Origin of the sequence: Massilia rubra (assembly GCF_011682065.1) — a bacterium.
Classification (GTDB): Bacteria; Pseudomonadota; Gammaproteobacteria; order Burkholderiales; family Burkholderiaceae_D; genus Telluria_A; species Telluria_A rubra.
In genome coordinates, this window is the sequence record NZ_VUYU01000007.1 from 94,128 (window position 1) to 111,563 (window position 17,436).

General features: G+C 64.7%; 15 protein-coding genes. 9 read left to right on the plus strand and 6 right to left on the minus strand.

Features of this window, described 5'->3' with window-relative positions; all coding sequences use genetic code 11:
* Nucleotides 1-15 precede the first annotated feature (15 nt).
* Together feoB and F0185_RS12600 are read left to right on the plus strand one after the other, a co-directional pair.
* Nucleotides 16-1,920, plus strand: a complete 1,905-nt coding sequence (feoB, locus tag F0185_RS12595; RefSeq protein WP_167224867.1) for a ferrous iron transporter B — start codon at nt 16-18, stop codon at nt 1,918-1,920.
* A gap of 1 nt (nt 1,921) precedes the next feature.
* Entirely contained in the window at nt 1,922-2,161 is a 240-nt protein-coding gene (locus F0185_RS12600; protein ID WP_167224869.1) for a hypothetical protein, read from the plus strand.
* Between the two features lie 10 nt (nt 2,162-2,171).
* Here F0185_RS12600 and F0185_RS12605 read toward each other — a convergent pair whose 3' ends face one another.
* The 4 genes from F0185_RS12605 to F0185_RS12620 all read right to left on the minus strand — a co-directional run bounded on the left by F0185_RS12605 (nt 2,172) and on the right by F0185_RS12620 (nt 9,100).
* Complete coding sequence (locus F0185_RS12605) at nt 2,172-3,299, minus strand: NHL repeat-containing protein (protein WP_167224871.1); 1,128 nt, start codon at nt 3,297-3,299, stop codon at nt 2,172-2,174.
* Nucleotides 3,300-3,382: 83 nt separating this feature from the next.
* Nucleotides 3,383-5,281, minus strand: coding sequence for a lipase family alpha/beta hydrolase (locus tag F0185_RS12610; RefSeq protein WP_167224872.1), 1,899 nt, complete (start codon nt 5,279-5,281; stop codon nt 3,383-3,385).
* 75 nt (nt 5,282-5,356) lie between these two features.
* Entirely contained in the window at nt 5,357-7,279 is a 1,923-nt protein-coding gene (locus F0185_RS12615; RefSeq protein ID WP_167224874.1) for a CocE/NonD family hydrolase, read from the minus strand.
* 195 nt (nt 7,280-7,474) lie between these two features.
* Entirely contained in the window at nt 7,475-9,100 is a 1,626-nt protein-coding gene (locus F0185_RS12620; protein ID WP_167224876.1) for an FMN-binding glutamate synthase family protein, read from the minus strand.
* A gap of 70 nt (nt 9,101-9,170) precedes the next feature.
* On the opposite strand from F0185_RS12620, the gene F0185_RS12625 reads away from it, so the two are divergent.
* Genes F0185_RS12625 through F0185_RS12640 form a run of 4 tightly spaced genes read left to right on the plus strand, consistent with a single transcriptional unit; the run spans nt 9,171 to nt 12,379 of the window.
* Entirely contained in the window at nt 9,171-9,842 is a 672-nt protein-coding gene (locus F0185_RS12625; RefSeq protein WP_167224878.1) for a glutathione S-transferase family protein, read from the plus strand.
* A gap of 4 nt (nt 9,843-9,846) precedes the next feature.
* Nucleotides 9,847-10,623: a 5'-3' exonuclease gene (locus tag F0185_RS12630; RefSeq protein WP_167224880.1), complete on the plus strand. Its 777-nt coding sequence runs from the start codon at nt 9,847-9,849 to the stop codon at nt 10,621-10,623.
* Nucleotides 10,624-10,643: 20 nt separating this feature from the next.
* Nucleotides 10,644-11,036 carry an ANTAR domain-containing response regulator gene (locus tag F0185_RS12635; RefSeq protein ID WP_167224882.1) on the plus strand — a complete coding sequence of 131 codons (393 nt, stop codon included), beginning with the start codon at nt 10,644-10,646 and terminating at the stop codon, nt 11,034-11,036.
* Complete coding sequence (locus F0185_RS12640; protein ID WP_223164507.1) at nt 11,033-12,379, plus strand: tetratricopeptide repeat protein; 1,347 nt, start codon at nt 11,033-11,035, stop codon at nt 12,377-12,379. The genes F0185_RS12635 and F0185_RS12640 overlap by 4 nt, the downstream gene beginning before the upstream one ends.
* Before the next feature lie 15 nt (nt 12,380-12,394).
* Here F0185_RS12640 and mnmA read toward each other — a convergent pair whose 3' ends face one another.
* Complete coding sequence (mnmA, locus tag F0185_RS12645) at nt 12,395-13,510, minus strand: tRNA 2-thiouridine(34) synthase MnmA (RefSeq protein WP_167224886.1); 1,116 nt, start codon at nt 13,508-13,510, stop codon at nt 12,395-12,397.
* Between the two features lie 153 nt (nt 13,511-13,663).
* Entirely contained in the window at nt 13,664-14,149 is a 486-nt protein-coding gene (locus F0185_RS12650) for an NUDIX hydrolase (RefSeq protein WP_166893698.1), read from the minus strand.
* A gap of 245 nt (nt 14,150-14,394) precedes the next feature.
* Between F0185_RS12650 and F0185_RS12655 the strand changes: the two genes are divergently transcribed.
* The 3 genes from F0185_RS12655 (at nt 14,395) to F0185_RS12665 (ending at nt 17,385) form a co-directional block, all read left to right on the plus strand.
* Complete coding sequence (locus F0185_RS12655; RefSeq protein ID WP_167224888.1) at nt 14,395-15,507, plus strand: Re/Si-specific NAD(P)(+) transhydrogenase subunit alpha; 1,113 nt, start codon at nt 14,395-14,397, stop codon at nt 15,505-15,507.
* A 94-nt stretch (nt 15,508-15,601) separates the two neighbouring features.
* Nucleotides 15,602-15,928, plus strand: a complete 327-nt coding sequence (locus F0185_RS12660) for a proton-translocating transhydrogenase family protein (protein ID WP_167224891.1) — start codon at nt 15,602-15,604, stop codon at nt 15,926-15,928.
* Nucleotides 15,925-17,385 carry an NAD(P)(+) transhydrogenase (Re/Si-specific) subunit beta gene (locus F0185_RS12665; protein ID WP_167224893.1) on the plus strand — a complete coding sequence of 487 codons (1,461 nt, stop codon included), beginning with the start codon at nt 15,925-15,927 and terminating at the stop codon, nt 17,383-17,385. The genes F0185_RS12660 and F0185_RS12665 overlap by 4 nt, the downstream gene beginning before the upstream one ends.
* The last annotated feature ends 51 nt before the right edge of the window (nt 17,386-17,436 follow it).

Sequence of the window (17,436 nt, forward strand, 5' to 3'; positions counted from 1 at the left end):
CAACGGAAGCAGAAAATGGGTGCTGTAGAACCACAAGTCCAGGCAGTGACGCGCACGCCGCTCATTGCGCTGTTGGGCAATCCGAACTGCGGCAAGACGGCCCTGTTCAACCGGCTCACCGGGGCGCGCCAGAAGGTCGCCAACTACGCCGGCGTGACCATCGAGCGCAAGGAAGGCAGTTTTACCTCGCCCATGGGGCGCGCCTATAAAGTGCTGGACCTGCCGGGCGCGTACAGCCTGTCGGCCACCACGCCCGACGAAGCGATCACGCGCGACGTCGTGGGTGGCCTGCGCGCCGGCGAACAGGCGCCCGACGCCATCGTCTGTGTGGTCAACGCCACCAATCTGCGCCTGAACCTGCGCCTGGTCCTCGAAGTCAAGCGCCTCGGCCTGCCGATGGTGCTGGCGCTGAACATGGTCGACGTGGCCAACAAGCGCGGCATCAAGATCGACAGCGCCAGACTGGCGCAGGAGCTGGGCATGCCCGTGGTCGAAACGGTGGCCGTGCAGAGCGGCGGCGAAGTCGCCCTGCTCAAGGCGCTCGACCTGATGCCCGATCCTGTGCGCGGCAGTGGCGCCGTCAAGGCCGCGCCGCTGGCGGCCATCGACGCCGTGCCGGTCGAAGAAACCCAGCGCGAAGTGCGCCGCATCCTGGACGCGGCCGTCAGCTTCGCCAACGACACCGGCAACCTGTCGGAAAAAATCGACGACGTGGTGCTGCACCCGCTGGCCGGCCCGGTCATCCTGGCCGCTCTCATGTTCCTGGTGTTCCAGGCCGTGTTCAGCTGGGCCGCGCTGCCGATGGAAATGATCAGCGGCGGGGTCGAAGCCATCGGCGCCTGGGTCGGCGGCATGATGGGCGAGGGCGTGCTGCGCAGCCTGCTGGTCGAGGGCATCCTCGGCGGCGTCGGCAGCGTGCTGGTGTTCCTGCCGCAGATCCTGATTTTGTTCTTCTTCATCCTGGTGCTGGAAGACTGCGGTTACCTGCCGCGCGCCGCCTTCCTGTTAGATCGCATCATGGGCGGGGTCGGCCTGTCGGGACGCGCCTTCATTCCGCTGCTGTCGAGCTTTGCCTGCGCCATTCCCGGCGTGATGGCCGCGCGCACCATCCAGAATCCGCGCGACCGCCTGGTGACGATCATGATCGCGCCTTTGATGACCTGCTCGGCGCGCCTGCCGGTGTACGCGCTGATCATCGCCGCCTTCATTCCCAACCGCGATGTCGCCGACGGCTGGATCAACCTGCAGGGCCTGGTGCTGTTCATCCTGTACTTCGCCGGCATTTTCAGCGCCATGGCGGTGGCCTGGGTGATCAAGCGCTTCATGGGCGCCAACAGCCACCAGCCGCTGATGCTGGAACTGCCAAGCTACCACTGGCCGCACCTGCGCAACCTGGCGATGGGCCTGTGGGAGCGCGCCAAGATCTTCCTGGTGCGGGTCGGTACCGTGATCCTGGCGCTGATGGTGCTGCTGTGGTTCTTGTCGAGTTTCCCGGGCGCGCCGGAAGGCGCCACCCACCCGCCGATCTATTACAGCATCGCCGGCATGCTGGGCCGCGCGCTGGCCGTGGTGTTCGAACCGATCGGCTTCGGCTGGCAGATCTGCATCGCGCTGGTGCCGGGCATGGCCGCGCGCGAAGTGGCCGTGGGCGCGCTCGGCACCGTGTATGCGCTCTCGCAGACCGGCGACGAACTGGCCACCACGCTCGCTCCCCTCATTTCGCAATCGTGGTCGATGCCGACCGCGCTGTCCTTGCTGGCCTGGTATGTGTTCGCGCCGCAGTGCATCGCCACCCTGTCGGTGGTGCGCAGGGAGACGGGCAGCGCGCGTTACGCCTTCATCATGGCCGGCTACATGTTCGCGCTGGCTTACACCGCCTCGTTCATCACTTACCGCGTCGCCATCGCGATGGGAGCCTGAGATGCTTGACTATCTGATCGTGGGACTGATCGTCGCCGTGGCCGCGTGGTACGCGGCCTCGAAGTATCTGCCGACAAGCTTGCGCAACAAGCTGTTCGGCCAGAACAAGGCCTCGTCGGGTTGCGGCAGCGGGTGCAGCAGTTGCGGCACCTGCGAGGATGGGCCGGCGGCGCCGCGAATCGGCGCCGATACGCCGTCGGGCAACAACAAGCAGCGCGTGATCGAGCTGCACCTCAAGTAAGTTCCCGGTTTTACCGCCGGCGCAGGCGGCTCCACGGCGTAATCTTGTACAAGGTCGCAAAGCGGGCCCAGTACACTTCGCCATGCGGGCCGAGCGCCATCAGGGTGAGCGGGTAATCCTGAACCGGGTTCTTGAGCGGGATCGGCGGGCCTTTGGCGGGATCGAAAAACGTACTGATCGCGCCATCCGTATCGACTTGCAGGATACGCCCATCGTCCGACAGAAAAATACGGCCGCCCGCATCGACAGCGAGCGCGTCGATCTTGCATCTCGGCGCTTTTGGCGCTGTGGTGCGTTCCGTGCAACCGCTGTGCGGGCCGGTCCTGCATGTGCTGTCGTCCTGTGCCACGGGGGCAATCGGTACATCGAGCGAACAATCGCCGCCGCGCGTTTCCAGCCGGGCGGCGCGGCCGTCGGGCAGGAGGCGGTAAACCCCGTGGCCGGGGCTCGCCACGACCACACCGCCGTCGGGATGCGCGGCCAGGACGCCCTCCTGCGGCGGGAAGGCGTAGTCGGCCTCGCCTTCCGGCACCGGCTGGGGGAACAATTTTCCCGCGCCCGAGACTTTGTACGGACCGTCCTGCGTCAGCATGTACAGCGCGCCCGTCTTGTCCACGGCAATCGGCATCATGCCACCGCCTATGTTGCGCGGCGCCATGGCGGTGTCGGCGTGGGCCAGCGCGCTGACCTTGCCATCGGCAGCGATGCGTTTGACGCGCGCCGAGGCAAAGCAGCCGAAGCGGGGGCCGCTGGCATCGAGCGCATACAGGTTTCCCATTGCGTCAGCCGTCAGCGTGGACGGCGATTCCAGGCTCCTGTGCCGCGACGGATTGCTTTCCTGCTCATCCTGGTCGGTGAACCTGACGCGCTGTCCGGGTTTGCTCAGGGCGTACACATCGTCTTCTCCGATGGTGGTGATATAGAGCGTGCCGCGCGCGTCGACGGCCATGCCGTGGACCATGTGTTCGCCGTCGACGATCACCTCCACCCGCGGCGCCTGGGCCAACCGCTCGCGCTGCCGGGCTTCGGCGGCATAGGCTGGCTGGCGCGGGAAGTGGTACAGCGCCGCGGCGACGCCGGCGGCCACCACGGCCAGGCTGAGGAGGATGCTGCGGCGCTCGCCGGAAGCTGTGGGCATGTGATAACCTTTTCTGTCTGTATTTATCAATTGTAACAAGGCAATAAATACTGGCAGAAGTTATTTTCCTGCGCGCATGTTGGCTACCTGGGGGCGCTCAGGTCGATCGCCGTCAGGTAGCCGGGCTGTCCGGGCACCACGCGGTAGGTGTGCCGGTACGGCGCATAGCCGGCCACGTTGATGGTCAGTTCGTAGCTTCCTTGAGCCAGGCCGACGAAGGAAAAAAACGTCTTGAACAGATAGTCCTGGCCGGCCTGGTAGGCTTCCAGGGTGCGGTCGCTGGTGTCGGCGGCAGGCCGGATCTCGCGCCGCTCGCTGGCGTTGGCCAGCACGATGGACTCGATGACGATGTCGCTCCGGTCGGCGCGCAGGCTGCCGGCCGGGTTGTCGGTGGGCGTGACCTCGGCCCCGATGTAGCCCGACAAGGTGCCTTGCGGCGCGAGCGCGAAGGCCAGCTCGGGGACAAAGCCGGGGCCGATGTCCGCCTGCACGGCGGCCGGCGTGGTCTTGAATCCGCGCGCCAGCAGGCTCACATGGTAGGCGCCGGGCGGGAAGGGGCCGAGTTCGCGCCCGCTGTCGCGCGCGCCGACCGGCACCACGATGCGCTCGCGCGTAGTGTCGACCGGTTGCAGCACCAGCACCGGCGCCGACGCCGGCGTGGCGTCGCTCCGCGCGGAGAACCTCACGCGCAGCTTGCCCTTGCCCGCCGCCGGGGCGTCGCTGTCGCGCTGGTCGGCCGCCTTGAGCAGCGCCGCGTACTGCGCGAACACCTCGGGCGAGGACAGGATGCCGACGTGGCCCGCGTCGTAGCCGAACACGCGCCTGGCCTCGGACTGGGCGTCGGCGCGCAACTGGCTGGCCAGGGTGATGACGCCGTCGTTGCTGGCGGGGCGCAGCAGGCTGTAACGGCCGCCATGGCCGAACATCAGGTAGTAATCGATCTCGCGCGGAAGCGGCTTGCGGAACAGCGTTTGCACGAAGCGCCCGCCGGCCCGCACGTCGCGCCATGACGGGACCACCGCCGGCGAATAGGCGATGCCCTGGTCGGCCAGCGCATCGCCGCCCCACGGCGTGGACAGGGTCACGAACAGGGTCGCGGCCGGAAACTGGTCGCCGTAGTCGGCCAGGAACGAGCGCACCACCAGCCCGCCCATGCTGTGCGCGGTGAGGTACAGCTTGTCGTAGTGGTAGCGCCGCTGCAGATTGCTCAGCTTCCAGTACAGCAGGTAAGACATCGAATCGAGCGATGACCCGGACGGGTAGTAGAAGATCCACGGCTGGTAGCGGCTGCGGTCCAGGTGCGCGATAAAGTAGCGCCAGTCCTGGGGCGAGCCGGCCGCGCCGTGCACGAACAGCACCGGCGTCTTGCGCGGATCGTACGCTTCCAGGAAGTAGATATTGCCGCCCACCTCCCTGAAAAAATCGACCGGCGCCCAGTAGCCGCGCTGCCCGGCCTGGGCCGAAAACAGCGGGTCGTCGAGCGCCATGAGCGCGCCGACCTGGGTGCTGTGGGTTTTTGCCGGCAAACGCGCGGCCACCGAGGTGCCGGGCGGGATGGCGCTTTGCGGCGTGGCCGAGATCACCACATCGAGGCTGACCAGCGAACCGCTGCCGCTGGCGCGCACCGGCGCCGACGCGTAATGGCCGACCGGTTCGCCGGCGTCGAGCGTCAGGTTGCCGTTGGCGTCGCCGAAGGCAAACAGCGTGTATTCGCCCTTGGGTACGATCAGTTCATAGCCGCCCGCTTCGTGCAGGACGGTGTAGTGCGCGATGTCGATCCGTCCGTCCCGCATGGTGCCGGCGGCGACGACCACCTGCCCGTCCCAGGCCTGGGCGCCTGTCACGTACCCGGCCAGCACGGTCGATGAATAGAAGGTGGCCGATTCTTCCTTGAGCTTGACCAGCGCGCAGCCGCCCAGGCCGAAACAAGCGCCCAGCCAGAAACAAACAGTGAGCAATACCGTGCCGGATCGATTTCGCAAGAGACACCTGTTAACGCAGACCAAAGGAACTCCCTTATACACAATATCGGCGCTGCCCGCTGGCCGGGCCTTGAATCATTTCGCGACCGGCACCACTGGCAGTTCGACCGCGCTTTCCATGCCCGGCGCGTGGAATACCTTGTGCGTGGCCTTGCGGTAGTCGCCCGGCCTGGCGAAGAAAATGTTCGGTACGAAGGTTTGCGGATTGCGGTCGTACAGCGGGAACCAGCTTGACTGCACCTGCACCATGATCCGGTGGCCCTTGAGGAACACGTGGTCCGCGTTCGGCAGGGCGAAGCGGTAGCGCTCCACCTTGTTCGGCACGATCGCGGCCGGCTTGTCCAGGCCCGTGCGATAGCGCCCGCGGAAGATATCCATCGCGATGCCCAGCTGGTAGCCGCCCAGTTCCGGCTGCGAGGCCACTTCGTCCGGGTACACATCGATCAGTTTCACAACCCAGTCGGCGTCGCTGCCGGTGGTCGAGGCGAACAGGTTGACCATCGCCTGGCCCGAGATCTGCAAGGGCGCCTCGAGCTTGTCGCTCACGTAGGCCAGCACGTCCGGGCGGTCGGAGAATGCGCGCTGGTCGCTGGCCAGCCACGGCTTCCAGACCGCGCCGTCGAACATGCGCACCGGGCGCGCGATGAAAGGCACCGGCTTGGCCGGGTCGGAGACGTAGTCGTCGGCCTGCGCATTGGCGGCGCCGGCGGCCGGCTTGTCGAAGTCCAGGCGCGCGCCGGCTTTCAGGTACAGCGGCTGCATGACGTCGGTCAGCGGCCACTTGTCGAGGCGCTGCCACTTGTTCGCGCCGGTGCGGTACGACAGCACCGGCGGCGTGTCGGCCCTGGGCGCGCCGTCCTGCAGGTACTGGTTAAAGAAGGGCAGCATCACTTCGCGCCGGAATTCGGCGGCGGTGTCGCCGGTGAAGCGGATCGCGCCCAGGGTCGAGCCGTCGTAATTGACCCCGCTGTGACGCCACGGGCCGACCACCAGGTGGTTCATGGTGTTGGTGGTGTCGAGTTTTTCGGTGGCGGCGTAGGCGGCGTACGGGCCGTAGATGTCTTCCTGGTCCCAGCGCCCCACCACGTGCATGGTCGGCACCTTGAGCGGTCGGGCGCCGAGCACGCGGTCGAGCGCCTGGTTCTGCCAGAAGCTGTCGTAGGCCGGGTGTTCGAAGATCTTTTTGGTAAAGGTCAGCTGGTCGATGCCGAAGCGCTTGGCGTAGTCGGACGCGGAACCGGCGCGCAGCGCGAATTCGTAGTCGTCGTAGACGCCGGTGGCGATGTTCGGCCCATTGCCGCGCGCGGCGGTCTGGCCGGCGATGTACGACAGGTTATTGACGCGGAAGGCGCCGTTGTGGAACCAGTCGTCGCCGCGCCAGCCGTCCACCATGGCGCTCATCGGCACCGCGGCCTTGAGCGCCGGGTGCGGATCGGCCAGCGCCATGAGCACCGTGAAACCCTCGTACGAGGAGCCCACCATGCCGACCTTGCCGTTACTTTGCGCGATATTCTTGACCAGCCAGTCGATCGTGTCCCAGGCGTCGGTGGCATGGTCGACGGCGCTGGTGTTGAGCGGGTCGCGCAAGGGGCGCGTCATCACGTACTCGCCTTCGGAGCCGTACTTGCCGCGCACATCCTGGTACACGCGGATGTAGCCGTTGGCCACATAGCCGTCGTCGCCTTCGGCCAGCATCGAGGCCATGTGCGGGCTCACATTGCGCTCGCTGCGCTTGGCCGCGTTGTAGGGCGTGCGCGAGAGGATCATCGGCGCGCGCGTGGCGCCCTTGGGAATGGTGATCACGGTGTGCAGCCTGACGCCGTCGCGCATCGGAATCATGACGATGCGCTTGACGTAGTCGGCGCCGTGATCGGGCAGTTCGAACGGGGTGGCGACGATGTCCGGCGCCATCGGCGCGGTCTGCGCGGCCCCCAGCGGGGAGCCGGCCAACAGGATCATTGAAAGGGCGGACAGGCGGATGGTGCGTTGGCGCGGCATGCATTATCTCCAGGATGGTCTTGTCGTTACAGCAATTCATTATTGCAATATTGCTTGATAGTACCTAACCATGCGCGCCTATGCAATCCGCATTGGCGCAAATTGACAGCGAATGAAAAATTGATGGCCGTTGTGACAAACCGCGCTTTTTGGGCCGGATAAAACCTGTATCCTCGCTGCCCCGGCCGGGTGGCGTCACGCCAGCGGCTGGAACGATTCGGCTTGCGCAATCGGCCAGTACAGCCCGAACACGGGCGGCAGGCGCTCGATCTGGTCCGGGTCGAGCAGTTCGCCTTCGGAGAGGTAGGGAATCAGGGTCGAGACCTGCTTGACCTGGTTGGGCGAGACGCGCCGCACCAGGTGATGGGGATTCAACTGGTCGGGATGGGTCAGCCCGGCGGCGGCGATCAGGTGCGCCAGCGCTTTCATCGTACTCTGGTGGAAGTTGGCCACGCGCGCGGTTTTGTCGGGCACGTCGAGCGCTTTCTGGCGCTGCTCGTCCTGGGTCGCCACGCCGGTCGGGCAGCGGTCGGTGTGGCAGCTCTGCGACTGCACGCAGCCGAGCGCGAACATGAAGCCGCGCGCCGAATTGCACCAGTCGGCGCCGAGCGCGATGGTGCGCGCGATATCGAACGCGGTGATGATCTTGCCCGAGGCGCCGATCTTGATCTTCTCGCGCAGGCGCGCGCCGACCAGGGTGTTATGCACCAGCACCAGCGCTTCCTGCAAGGGCGTGCCGACATGGTCCGAAAATTCGACGGGGGCCGCGCCGGTGCCGCCTTCGCCGCCATCGACCACGATAAAGTCGGGCACGATGCCGGTCGCCAGCATGGCCTTGACGATGCCGAAGAACTCCCACGGGTGGCCGATCGCCAGCTTGAAGCCGGTCGGCTTGCCGCCCGAGAGGGTGCGCAGGCGCTCGATAAAATGCAGCATCTCGATCGGGGTCGAAAAGGCCGAATGGCTGGCCGGCGACAGGCAATCGACGCCCACCGTGACGCCACGCGCGGCGGCGATTTCGATGGTCACCTTGGCGCCCGGCAGGATGCCGCCCTGGCCGGGCTTGGCGCCCTGCGACAGTTTGAGTTCGATCATCTTCACCTGCGGCTGCGTGGCGTTGGCGGCGAAGTTCGCTTCCGAGAAGCTGCCGTCCGGGTTGCGGCAGCCGAAGTAGCCCGAGCCGATTTCCCACACCAGGTCGCCGCCGTGCTGGCGGTGATAGCGACTGATGCTGCCTTCGCCGGTGTCGTGCATGAAGCCGCCCAGGCGCGCGCCGCCGTTCAGGGCCAGGATGGCGTTGGCCGAGAGCGAGCCGAAACTCATGGCCGAGATGTTAAACACGCTGGCTGTATAGGGCTGCGCGCGCGGGCACGATGGGTGGTTGCCGATCTCGATGCGAAAGTTATGGTCGCCCATGGGCGCCGGCGCCATCGAGTGGTTGATCCACTCGTAGCCGGCTTCGTAGACATCGAGCTGGGTGCCGAACGGGCGCTTGTCGGTTTCCATCTTGGCGCGCTGGTAGACGATGCTGCGCTGGTTGCGCGAGAACGGCTTGGCCTCGGTATCGTCTTCCAGGAAGTACTGGCGGATCTCGGGGCGGATCGACTCGAAGAAAAAGCGGAAGTGCGCCAGGATCGGGTAATTGCGGCGCAGCGCGCGCCGGGTCTGGGCCAGGTCGGCCACGCCGAGCGCGCTCAAGGCCCCGCTGAGGACCGCCAGCCACCATCCGGGGCCATCGCCCCTGAACGCAAGGATGGCCGACCATCCGAAGACGAGCAGGGAAATCAGGAAAGGCAGGTAGCGCGGCGAGACAAAGCTCATGGGGACTCCGTGGTCAATAGGCTGTAACAATGCTAAGCTAGCGCCGATTCAACACCGGCGAAAGAACCCAATGATCATTGTCCACCATTTGAATAATTCGCGCTCCCAGCGTATTTTGTGGCTGCTGGAGGAATTGGGACTGGCGTACGAGATCAAGAAGTACCAGCGCGACCCCAAAACCATGCTCGCGCCGCCCGAACTGCGCGCGGTGCACCCGCTGGGCAAGTCGCCGGTCATCACCGACGACGGCAACACGGTGGCCGAATCGGGCGCCATCATCGACTACCTGCTCGAACGCTACGGCAACGGCAAATTCGTCCCGCCCGCCGGCACCCCGGACAAGCTGCGCTACACCTACTTCATGCACTACGCCGAAGGCTCGGCCATGACGCCGTTGTTGATGAAGCTCGTGTTCGACCGCGTCGAAACGAGCCCGATGCCGTTCTTCGCCAAGCCGATCGCGCGCGCCATCGCGCAAAAGGTCAAGGGCACCTACATCCTGCCGCAGATCGCGCAGCACCTGGCCTACCTCGAAGCCGAACTGGCTACCTCGAACTGGTTTGCCGGCCCGGAGTTCAGCGGCGCCGACATCCAGGTCAGCTTCGTGCTGGAAGCTGCCGCCTCGCGCGGCGGCCTGGGCGACAAGTATCCGAAGCTGATGGACTTCCTGAACCGCATCCACGCCCGTCCCGCCTACCAGCGCGCGCTGGAACGCGGCGGCCTGTACGAACTGCTCAAGTAAGGCCGTGGGCAAGCTGCTGGCCATCGACGGGCTCAATATCGTACGGCGCGTGTACGAGGCCAGTCCCGAACCCGATTCGGCCGAGAAGGCCGACATCGCGCTGCGTCACGCGCTCTCGTCGTTCCGCAAGCTGTTGGGCGCGCACGGGCCGACCCACGTGCTGGCCGCTTTCGACCATGGCGGGCCGACCTGGCGCCACGCACTGTATCCGCGCTACCGCGAGCAGCGCGCGCCCATGCCATCCTTCCTGCGCGACGCGCTTCCCGGGTTTCATGCGAAGCTGGCGGGCGAGGGCCTGCACGTGCTCATGCTGCCCGGCGTCGAAGCCGACGATGTGATCGGCACCGGGGTGCTGCGCTGGCTGGCCGAAGGGCGCGGCGAAGCGATTGTGGCGTCCACCGACAAGGACTTGCACGGCCTGATTGCGCACGGGGCGCTGGTGTGGGACCATTTCAAGGGCGAATGGCATGATGACGCCTGGGTGCGCAACAAGTTCGGCGTGGCGCCCGAGCTGCTGGTGGACTTGCTGGCGCTGATGGGCGACGTGACCGACGGCGTGCCGGGCGTGTCCAAGGTCGGCATGAAGACGGCGGCCAAGCTGCTTAACGCGTACGGCAACCTGGACGCGGTGATGGCCGGCGCCGGCATTCTCAAGACGCCGGTGGGCGAGCGCCTGCGCGCCGAACGCGAGGTGTTGTATTTGTCGCGCCAACTGGTGCAACTGAAGACCGACGTGCGCCTGGGCGTGACCTGGAACATGCTGGCATTCGAAACGTTCTGACCAAAAAAGGATACGACGCGATGTTAAAAGCAGTGATCGTCGATGGAAATGCGATTTCGCGCGGCTTGTTGAACAGCGTGTTGACGGAGGGCGGCTACAACGTGGTCGGCGACACGCATACGGGGCTCAAGGGTTACCTGATGGTGCAGAAGTACCATCCCCAGATCGTGTGCGTGGCGTTGGAGCAGGTCGAGGATGGCGGCGAGATCGTCGAGCAGATCCGCGCGCACCACCCCAAGACGCTGATTTTCATGGTCTCGGGCACGCTCGACGCGCCCACCGTGCAGGCGGCGGTGGCGCGCGGGGTGCAGGGGTTTATCGTCAAGCCGTTCAAGGCCGACGCGGTGCTCAACACGATCAGGAATACGGTGCTGGCGGTGATCAAGAAACAGAAGGCGCCGCAGCCGGAATGAGTGCCATGTATCCGAAGCTGACCAACTGGTCCGACCTGCCGCGCCTGAACGCGGACGAATTTTTTGCCATCTTCCCCCTCGCTGAAGAGGCATACGAGGACGACGAGAGCGAATTTTATGACGGTGATGTCGATGACCTCGAATTCATCGTCATCAAGGGCGACGTCAGCATCTCGCGCGAGCAGCTCCAGGAAATGGACGCGACATTACAAAACGACAGAATGCTGCGCATTGCCGTTGACGGTCATGCGCAGGTCGACGGTTCGGCGTACGCTTTGTTTGTCGTCAAAGGCGACCTCCATTGCAACTGGCTGGGAATCGACACAAGCTGGGCAAGCTATTCCGTGCACGGGCGCGTGTATGCCAGGGATTGCGTGTTCGTCAGCGCCAGCGACGAGGGCTGGATGCGTACCTTGCCCGCCACCCGCATCGATACACCTTTGCTCTTTTTATGGAACTACAAACCGGACACCATCGATCTTAATCCGGATGCAGTGATGTTCGTCCTGGGCTTCGAGTGGTGGGGCAGCAAACTGCCGAACCGCTGTTATGCGCACAAAGAGATCGTCCACCGTGTCGACAGGCGCTTCCTGACCCCGTTTACGTGCGAGTACAGTGAGGAAGACGTCTTGGACAGCGGCGCCATCATCCGCGCCCTGGCCGCCGGCGAGAGCATCTATCGCTCCGGTTTCGATGTGCGCTGCGATGAGGCACTCGACGCGGCCATCGCGGCGATCAACAAGGGCGATTACCGGCTGGGCTATTTTTACTACAAACAGGCGGCCACCATCTGGCCCGATTTCTACCCTGCCTATATGGGCATGGCTGGAACATTGTGCGCGGTGAGCGCCCACGCGCAGGCCTACGATGTATACCTGGAAGCGAGCAAGCGCTTCCCGCCGGAGCAAACCGGCCTGGTGAACGATGCGCTGAATATGGCCGCCCGCATAGCCTTGCGCTTTGGCTGGCTGGAGCTCGCATACGATCTGTCGACGCAATCGATCGACTTTACGCGCGTCTCGGGATGGGAAGATAAACTGCTGACCGAGGGTTACTGGATCCGCGCCGAGACCTGCATCGCGCAGGGCGACATGGCGGCAGCGCAGCGCGATCTGGAGCAGTCGCTGCGATTCGACCAGGGTGAGCCCCAGCCCAACTGGCTGATGGGCCAGTTATGCTTCCGGCGCGGCGACCTCGAACAGGCGCGTGCCTTCCACGCCAAGGCCGCGCGGCGCTGGAGCGGGACCCCCTACTACGATGTGGCGGACACTTACATCGAGGGCTTCAATCCGGTCAGCGTCGACTGGGACCAGCGCGATCCGGCGACCGTGCTGCCGGCGTGAACGACGGCACGCGGCTTACCCGGCGGTCGACCCCGCGATAATCCCGCCGCCCAGGCACACGTCGCCGTCATACAGCACGGCCGACTGCCCCGGCGTGACCGCCCACTGCGGATCGGTGAACCCGAGGCCGAAATTGCCCATGCCGTCCGGCGTGAGCACGCACGGCACGTCGGCCTGGCGGTAGCGCGTCTTGGCCGACATGGCGCGCGCCTCGGGGGCCTTGCCCGCCACCCAGCTGGCCTGGTCGGCGTGCAGGGTGCCGGACAACAGCCACGGGTGGTTATGCCCCTGCACGATGTACAGGGTGTTGTTCTCGATATCCTTGCGCGCCACGTACCAGGCGTCGCTCGAGCCGTCGTCGTTCTTGTACTTCTTCATGCCGCCCACCCCGATGCCCTTGCGCTGGCCCAAGGTGTAGAACGACAGCCCCACATGCTCGCCCACCACGGTGCCGTCGTCGGTCTTCATCGGCCCCGGCTTGTACGACAGGTAGCGGTTCAAAAAGTCGCGGAAAGGCCGCTCGCCGATGAAGCAGATGCCGGTCGAATCCTTCTTGGCGGCGTTCGGCAGCGCCAGCTTTTCGGCGATCTTGCGCACTTCCGTCTTCGGGATTTCACCGAGCGGGAACAGGGTGCGCGACAACTGCGCCTGGTTCAGGCGGTGCAAGAAATAGCTCTGGTCCTTGGTGTGATCGAAGGCCTTGAGCAGCTCGAAGCTGCCGGCGTTTTCGCGCACGCGCGCATAGTGGCCGGTGGCGATCAGGTCCGCGCCCAGGTGCATCGCATGGTCGAGGAAGGCCTTGAACTTGATCTCGGCGTTGCACAGCACATCCGGATTCGGGGTGCGCCCGGCCTGGTATTCGCGCAGGAAGTCGGCGAACACGCGGTCCTTGTATTCGGCCGCGAAATTGACCGCCTCGATGTCGACGCCCACCACGTCGGCCACGCTGGCCGCGTCGATCCAGTCCTGGCGCGTCGAGCAGTATTCGGAATCGTCGTCGTCTTCCCAGTTTTTCATGAACAGGCCGACCACGTCGTAGCCCTGCTCCTTGAGCATCCACGCCGCGACCGAGGAATCGACGCCGCCCGACATGCCGATCACGACTTTCTGCTTTTTCCCTGCGTTTGCCATTGCATTAATCCGTCTAAATACATCCGTCTTACGGGGACCTCGAAAAACCTACTGCGCGACGCAATTTTCGTTCTGCGATGCTCACCGTACCTTCGTACGGCTGCGCTTCTCGGACGAAACTTGCGCCGCTCGCTACGGTTTTTCGAGATCCCCTTACGTTAATCCACCCTCGAACACCGAGGCGTGGGTGTGCAGCATTTCCAGTGGCATGCGGCGGCCACCGAGGTAGTCGTCCACGCACTGCAGCATCAGCGGGCTGCGGTGGCGCTCCTGGCAAGCGGCCATTTCGTCGCGCGTCATCCACAAGGTGCGGATGATGCCGTCGTCGAGCGGCTGGTCATGCTCTTGCCCGGCCTGGCCGCAAAAGGTGAAGCGCAGGTAAGTCACGTCGGTGCCGCGCCGCTTGGAGGTGTAGCGCGACATGTACACGCCCACCAGCGCCTCGGGCATGAAGTCGTACGCCGTCTCTTCCAGCACCTCGCGCACCACCGCCTGGGCCAGTGTTTCGAGCGGGTCGAGGTGGCCCGCCGGCTGGTTCAGGCGGATGCCTTCGCTGGTCTCTTCTTCAATCAGGAGGAACTTGCCATCACGCTCGATGATGGCGGCAACGGTAACGGAGGGTTTCCAGATATGCGGCATGCGTGTCCTTCAAAATGAGCCATCATTTTACCTTCATGCAGCATCGGTTGCCGATCCGGCATCGAACACAAGCCTGAAACACGGATGCGGGTATTGATCTGATACAAGAAAACGCTGGATTTTGCGCATTGCGCAGTGCAACCGGTTTGGATGTGGAAGACTTCATCTAGAAAAAACGGATGGTCGTGCTATTTTTGGGTTTGCGTGTACTATCGTGAGCAGTTTATTAATTCTATGGAGGCGTCATGAGAATAGGCATACCGGCCGAAACGCGGTCGGGTGAAACCCGTGTTGCAGCAACTCCCGAAACGGTCAAGAAGCTCGCCGCCAAGCACCAGGTGGTAGTCCAGGCGGGCGCCGGCCTGATGGCATCCGTTACCGATGAAGCGTATGCCGCCGCCGGCGCGACTATCGGCAGCGCGCTTGATGCGTTTGGCTGCGACGTGGTGCTCAAGGTACGCGCACCGAACGCAGATGAACGCCCTCTCATGCAAGCCGATGCCGTGTTGATCGGCATGCTCAACCCTTTCGACACCGACAATATCGCCGCCATGGCGGCCGCCCGCCTGCGCGCCTTTGCGCTCGAAGCGGTGCCGCGCATCACGCGTGCGCAGTCGATGGACGTGCTTTCGTCGCAGGCCAACATCGCCGGCTACAAGGCCGTGATGATGGCCGCTAACACCTACCAGCGCTTCATGCCGATGCTGATGACCGCCGCCGGCACCGTGAAAGCGGCGCGCGTGCTGATCATGGGCGTGGGCGTGGCCGGCCTGCAGGCCATCGCCACCGCCAAGCGCCTGGGCGCGGTGATCGAAGCGTCCGACGTGCGCCCGCCCGTCAAGGAGCAGGTCGAGTCGCTCGGCGCCAAGTTCATCGACGTGCCCTACCTCACCGACGAGGAGAAGGAAATCGCCAAGGGTTCGGGCGGCTATGCGCGCTCGATGCCGGCCGACTGGATGCGGCGCCAGGGCGAACTGGTTCACGAACGCGCCAAGCTGGCCGACATCATCATCACCACCGCCTTGATTCCCGGCCGCGCCGCGCCGGTGCTCATTTCCGAAGAAACGGTCAAGGCCATGAAGCCCGGCTCCGTGATCGTCGACCTGGCTGTCTCGCAAGGCGGCAACTGCCCGCTGTCGGAACTGAATAAAACGGTCACCAAATACGGCGTGCACATCATCGGCGAGCCGGACCTGGCGACCCTGGTGGCGGCCGACGCCTCGGCCCTGTATGCGCGCAATGTGCTCGATTTCCTCAAGCTGGTCATCGACAAGGATGAACAGCTGGTGATCGACCGCGAAGACGAGATCCTCAAGGCCACCCTGGTGTGCGCCGACGGCGAGGTACTGCGCAAGTAGAACGCGGGGCGCCACACCGATACAGCAACGATCACACAAGCAAGGCAGGACGGGCCGCGGCCCGTTGTCACATCAACGTCAAGAGGGAGGCAACATGGAAGTCAGTCACACCATCATCAATCTCATCATCTTCGTGCTGGCCATTTACGTCGGCTACCACGTCGTCTGGACCGTCACACCCGCACTGCACACGCCCCTGATGGCGGTCACCAACGCCATCTCGGCGATCATCATCGTCGGCGCCATGCTGGCCGCCGGTCTTACCAGCGGCATCGTCGGCCAGGTGTCCGGCACCCTGGCGGTGGCGCTGGCGGCGGTCAATGTGTTCGGCGGCTTCATGGTCACCCAGCGCATGCTCGAGATGTTCCGCAAGAAGGAACCGAAGGCCGCGCCAGCAGCCAAGGCGGGGGAGCACGCATGAGCTACATCAGCATGAACCTGGTGACGATGTTCTACCTGATCGCGTCGGTGTGCTTCATCCAGGCGCTCAAGGGCTTGTCGTCGCCGGCCACCGCGCGTACCGGTAACGCTTTCGGCATGAGCGGCATGGCCATTGCCACCATCACCACCGTGGCGCTGATCTTCAAGCTGCAGTCGCAAGCGGCCACCACCGGGGGCCTCGGCTTCACGCTGGTGCTGATCGGCGTGGTGGTGGGCGGCGGCATCGGCGCCTTTGCCGCCAAAAAGGTCGAGATGACCAAGATGCCGGAACTGGTGGCGGCGATGCACTCGCTGATCGGCCTGGCCGCGGTCTGCATCGCGATCGCCGTGGTGGCCGAACCGTGGGTGTTCCAGATCACGACGCAGGGCGTGGCGCTGCCGTTCGGGAACCGCCTGGAACTGTTCATCGGCACCTTTGTCGGCGCGGTGACCTTTTCGGGTTCCGTGATCGCCTTCGGCAAGCTGTCGGGCAAATACAAGTTCCGCCTGTTCCAGGGCGCGCCGGTCAGCTTTCCGGGCCAGCACATGCTCAACCTGGGCATCGCGGTCGCACTGGTCGCGCTCGGCCTGGTGTTCTGCTTCGCCCCTGGCGTGGAGCCGGCCTGGACCCCGTTCATCATCATGGCGGTGCTGGCGTTCATTCTCGGCGTGTTGATCATCATTCCGATCGGCGGGGCCGACATGCCGGTGGTGGTGTCGATGTTGAACAGCTATTCCGGCTGGGCGGCGGCGGGCATTGGTTTTTCGCTCAATAACTCGATGCTGATCATCGCCGGTTCGCTGGTCGGTTCGTCCGGCGCGATCCTGTCGTACATCATGTGCAAGGCGATGAACCGCTCGTTCTTCAACGTGATCCTGGGCGGCTTCGGGGGTGACCCGGCGGCCGCCGCTGTTGGCGGTGCGCAGGAACAGCGTCCGGTCAAGTCGGGTTCCGCCGACGACGCGGCCTTCATCATGAGCAATGCCGAAACCGTGATCATCGTGCCGGGCTACGGCCTGGCCGTGGCGCGCGCCCAGCACTCGCTCAAGGAACTGGTCGAAAAACTCACCCACAAGGGCGTGATCGTCAAGTACGCGATCCACCCGGTGGCGGGACGCATGCCGGGCCACATGAACGTGCTGCTGGCCGAAGCCGAGGTGCCGTACGACCAGGTGTTCGAGATGGAAGACATCAACGGCGAATTCGGCCAGACCGACGTGGTGCTGGTGCTGGGCGCGAACGACGTGGTCAACCCGGCGGCCAAGGATCCCAAGTCGCCGATCGCCGGCATGCCGATCCTGGAGGCGTACAAGGCCAAGAGCATCATCGTCAACAAGCGTTCGATGGCGTCCGGCTATGCGGGGCTCGATAACGACTTGTTCTACCAGGCCAACACGATGATGGTGTTCGGCGACGCCAAGAAGGTGATCGAGGCGATGGTCAAGGCGGTCGACTAGGCATCAGCGGCAAGCAATCAGCAGCAAAAAAACGCCGCCCGGTAACATAGG

Coding starts and splice junctions, on each gene's coding strand:
- feoB (WP_167224867.1), top strand. CDS start 16: ATGGGTGCTGTAGAACCACAAGTCCAGGCAGTGACGCGCACGCCGCTC.
- F0185_RS12600 (WP_167224869.1), top strand. CDS start 1,922: ATGCTTGACTATCTGATCGTGGGACTGATCGTCGCCGTGGCCGCGTGG.
- F0185_RS12605 (WP_167224871.1), bottom strand. CDS start 3,299: ATGCCCACAGCTTCCGGCGAGCGCCGCAGCATCCTCCTCAGCCTGGCC.
- F0185_RS12615 (WP_167224874.1), bottom strand. CDS start 7,279: ATGCCGCGCCAACGCACCATCCGCCTGTCCGCCCTTTCAATGATCCTG.
- F0185_RS12620 (WP_167224876.1), bottom strand. CDS start 9,100: ATGAGCTTTGTCTCGCCGCGCTACCTGCCTTTCCTGATTTCCCTGCTC.
- F0185_RS12625 (WP_167224878.1), top strand. CDS start 9,171: ATGATCATTGTCCACCATTTGAATAATTCGCGCTCCCAGCGTATTTTG.
- F0185_RS12635 (WP_167224882.1), top strand. CDS start 10,644: ATGTTAAAAGCAGTGATCGTCGATGGAAATGCGATTTCGCGCGGCTTG.
- F0185_RS12640 (WP_223164507.1), top strand. CDS start 11,033: ATGAGTGCCATGTATCCGAAGCTGACCAACTGGTCCGACCTGCCGCGC.
- mnmA (WP_167224886.1), bottom strand. CDS start 13,510: ATGGCAAACGCAGGGAAAAAGCAGAAAGTCGTGATCGGCATGTCGGGC.
- F0185_RS12650 (WP_166893698.1), bottom strand. CDS start 14,149: ATGCCGCATATCTGGAAACCCTCCGTTACCGTTGCCGCCATCATCGAG.
- F0185_RS12655 (WP_167224888.1), top strand. CDS start 14,395: ATGAGAATAGGCATACCGGCCGAAACGCGGTCGGGTGAAACCCGTGTT.
- F0185_RS12660 (WP_167224891.1), top strand. CDS start 15,602: ATGGAAGTCAGTCACACCATCATCAATCTCATCATCTTCGTGCTGGCC.
- F0185_RS12665 (WP_167224893.1), top strand. CDS start 15,925: ATGAGCTACATCAGCATGAACCTGGTGACGATGTTCTACCTGATCGCG.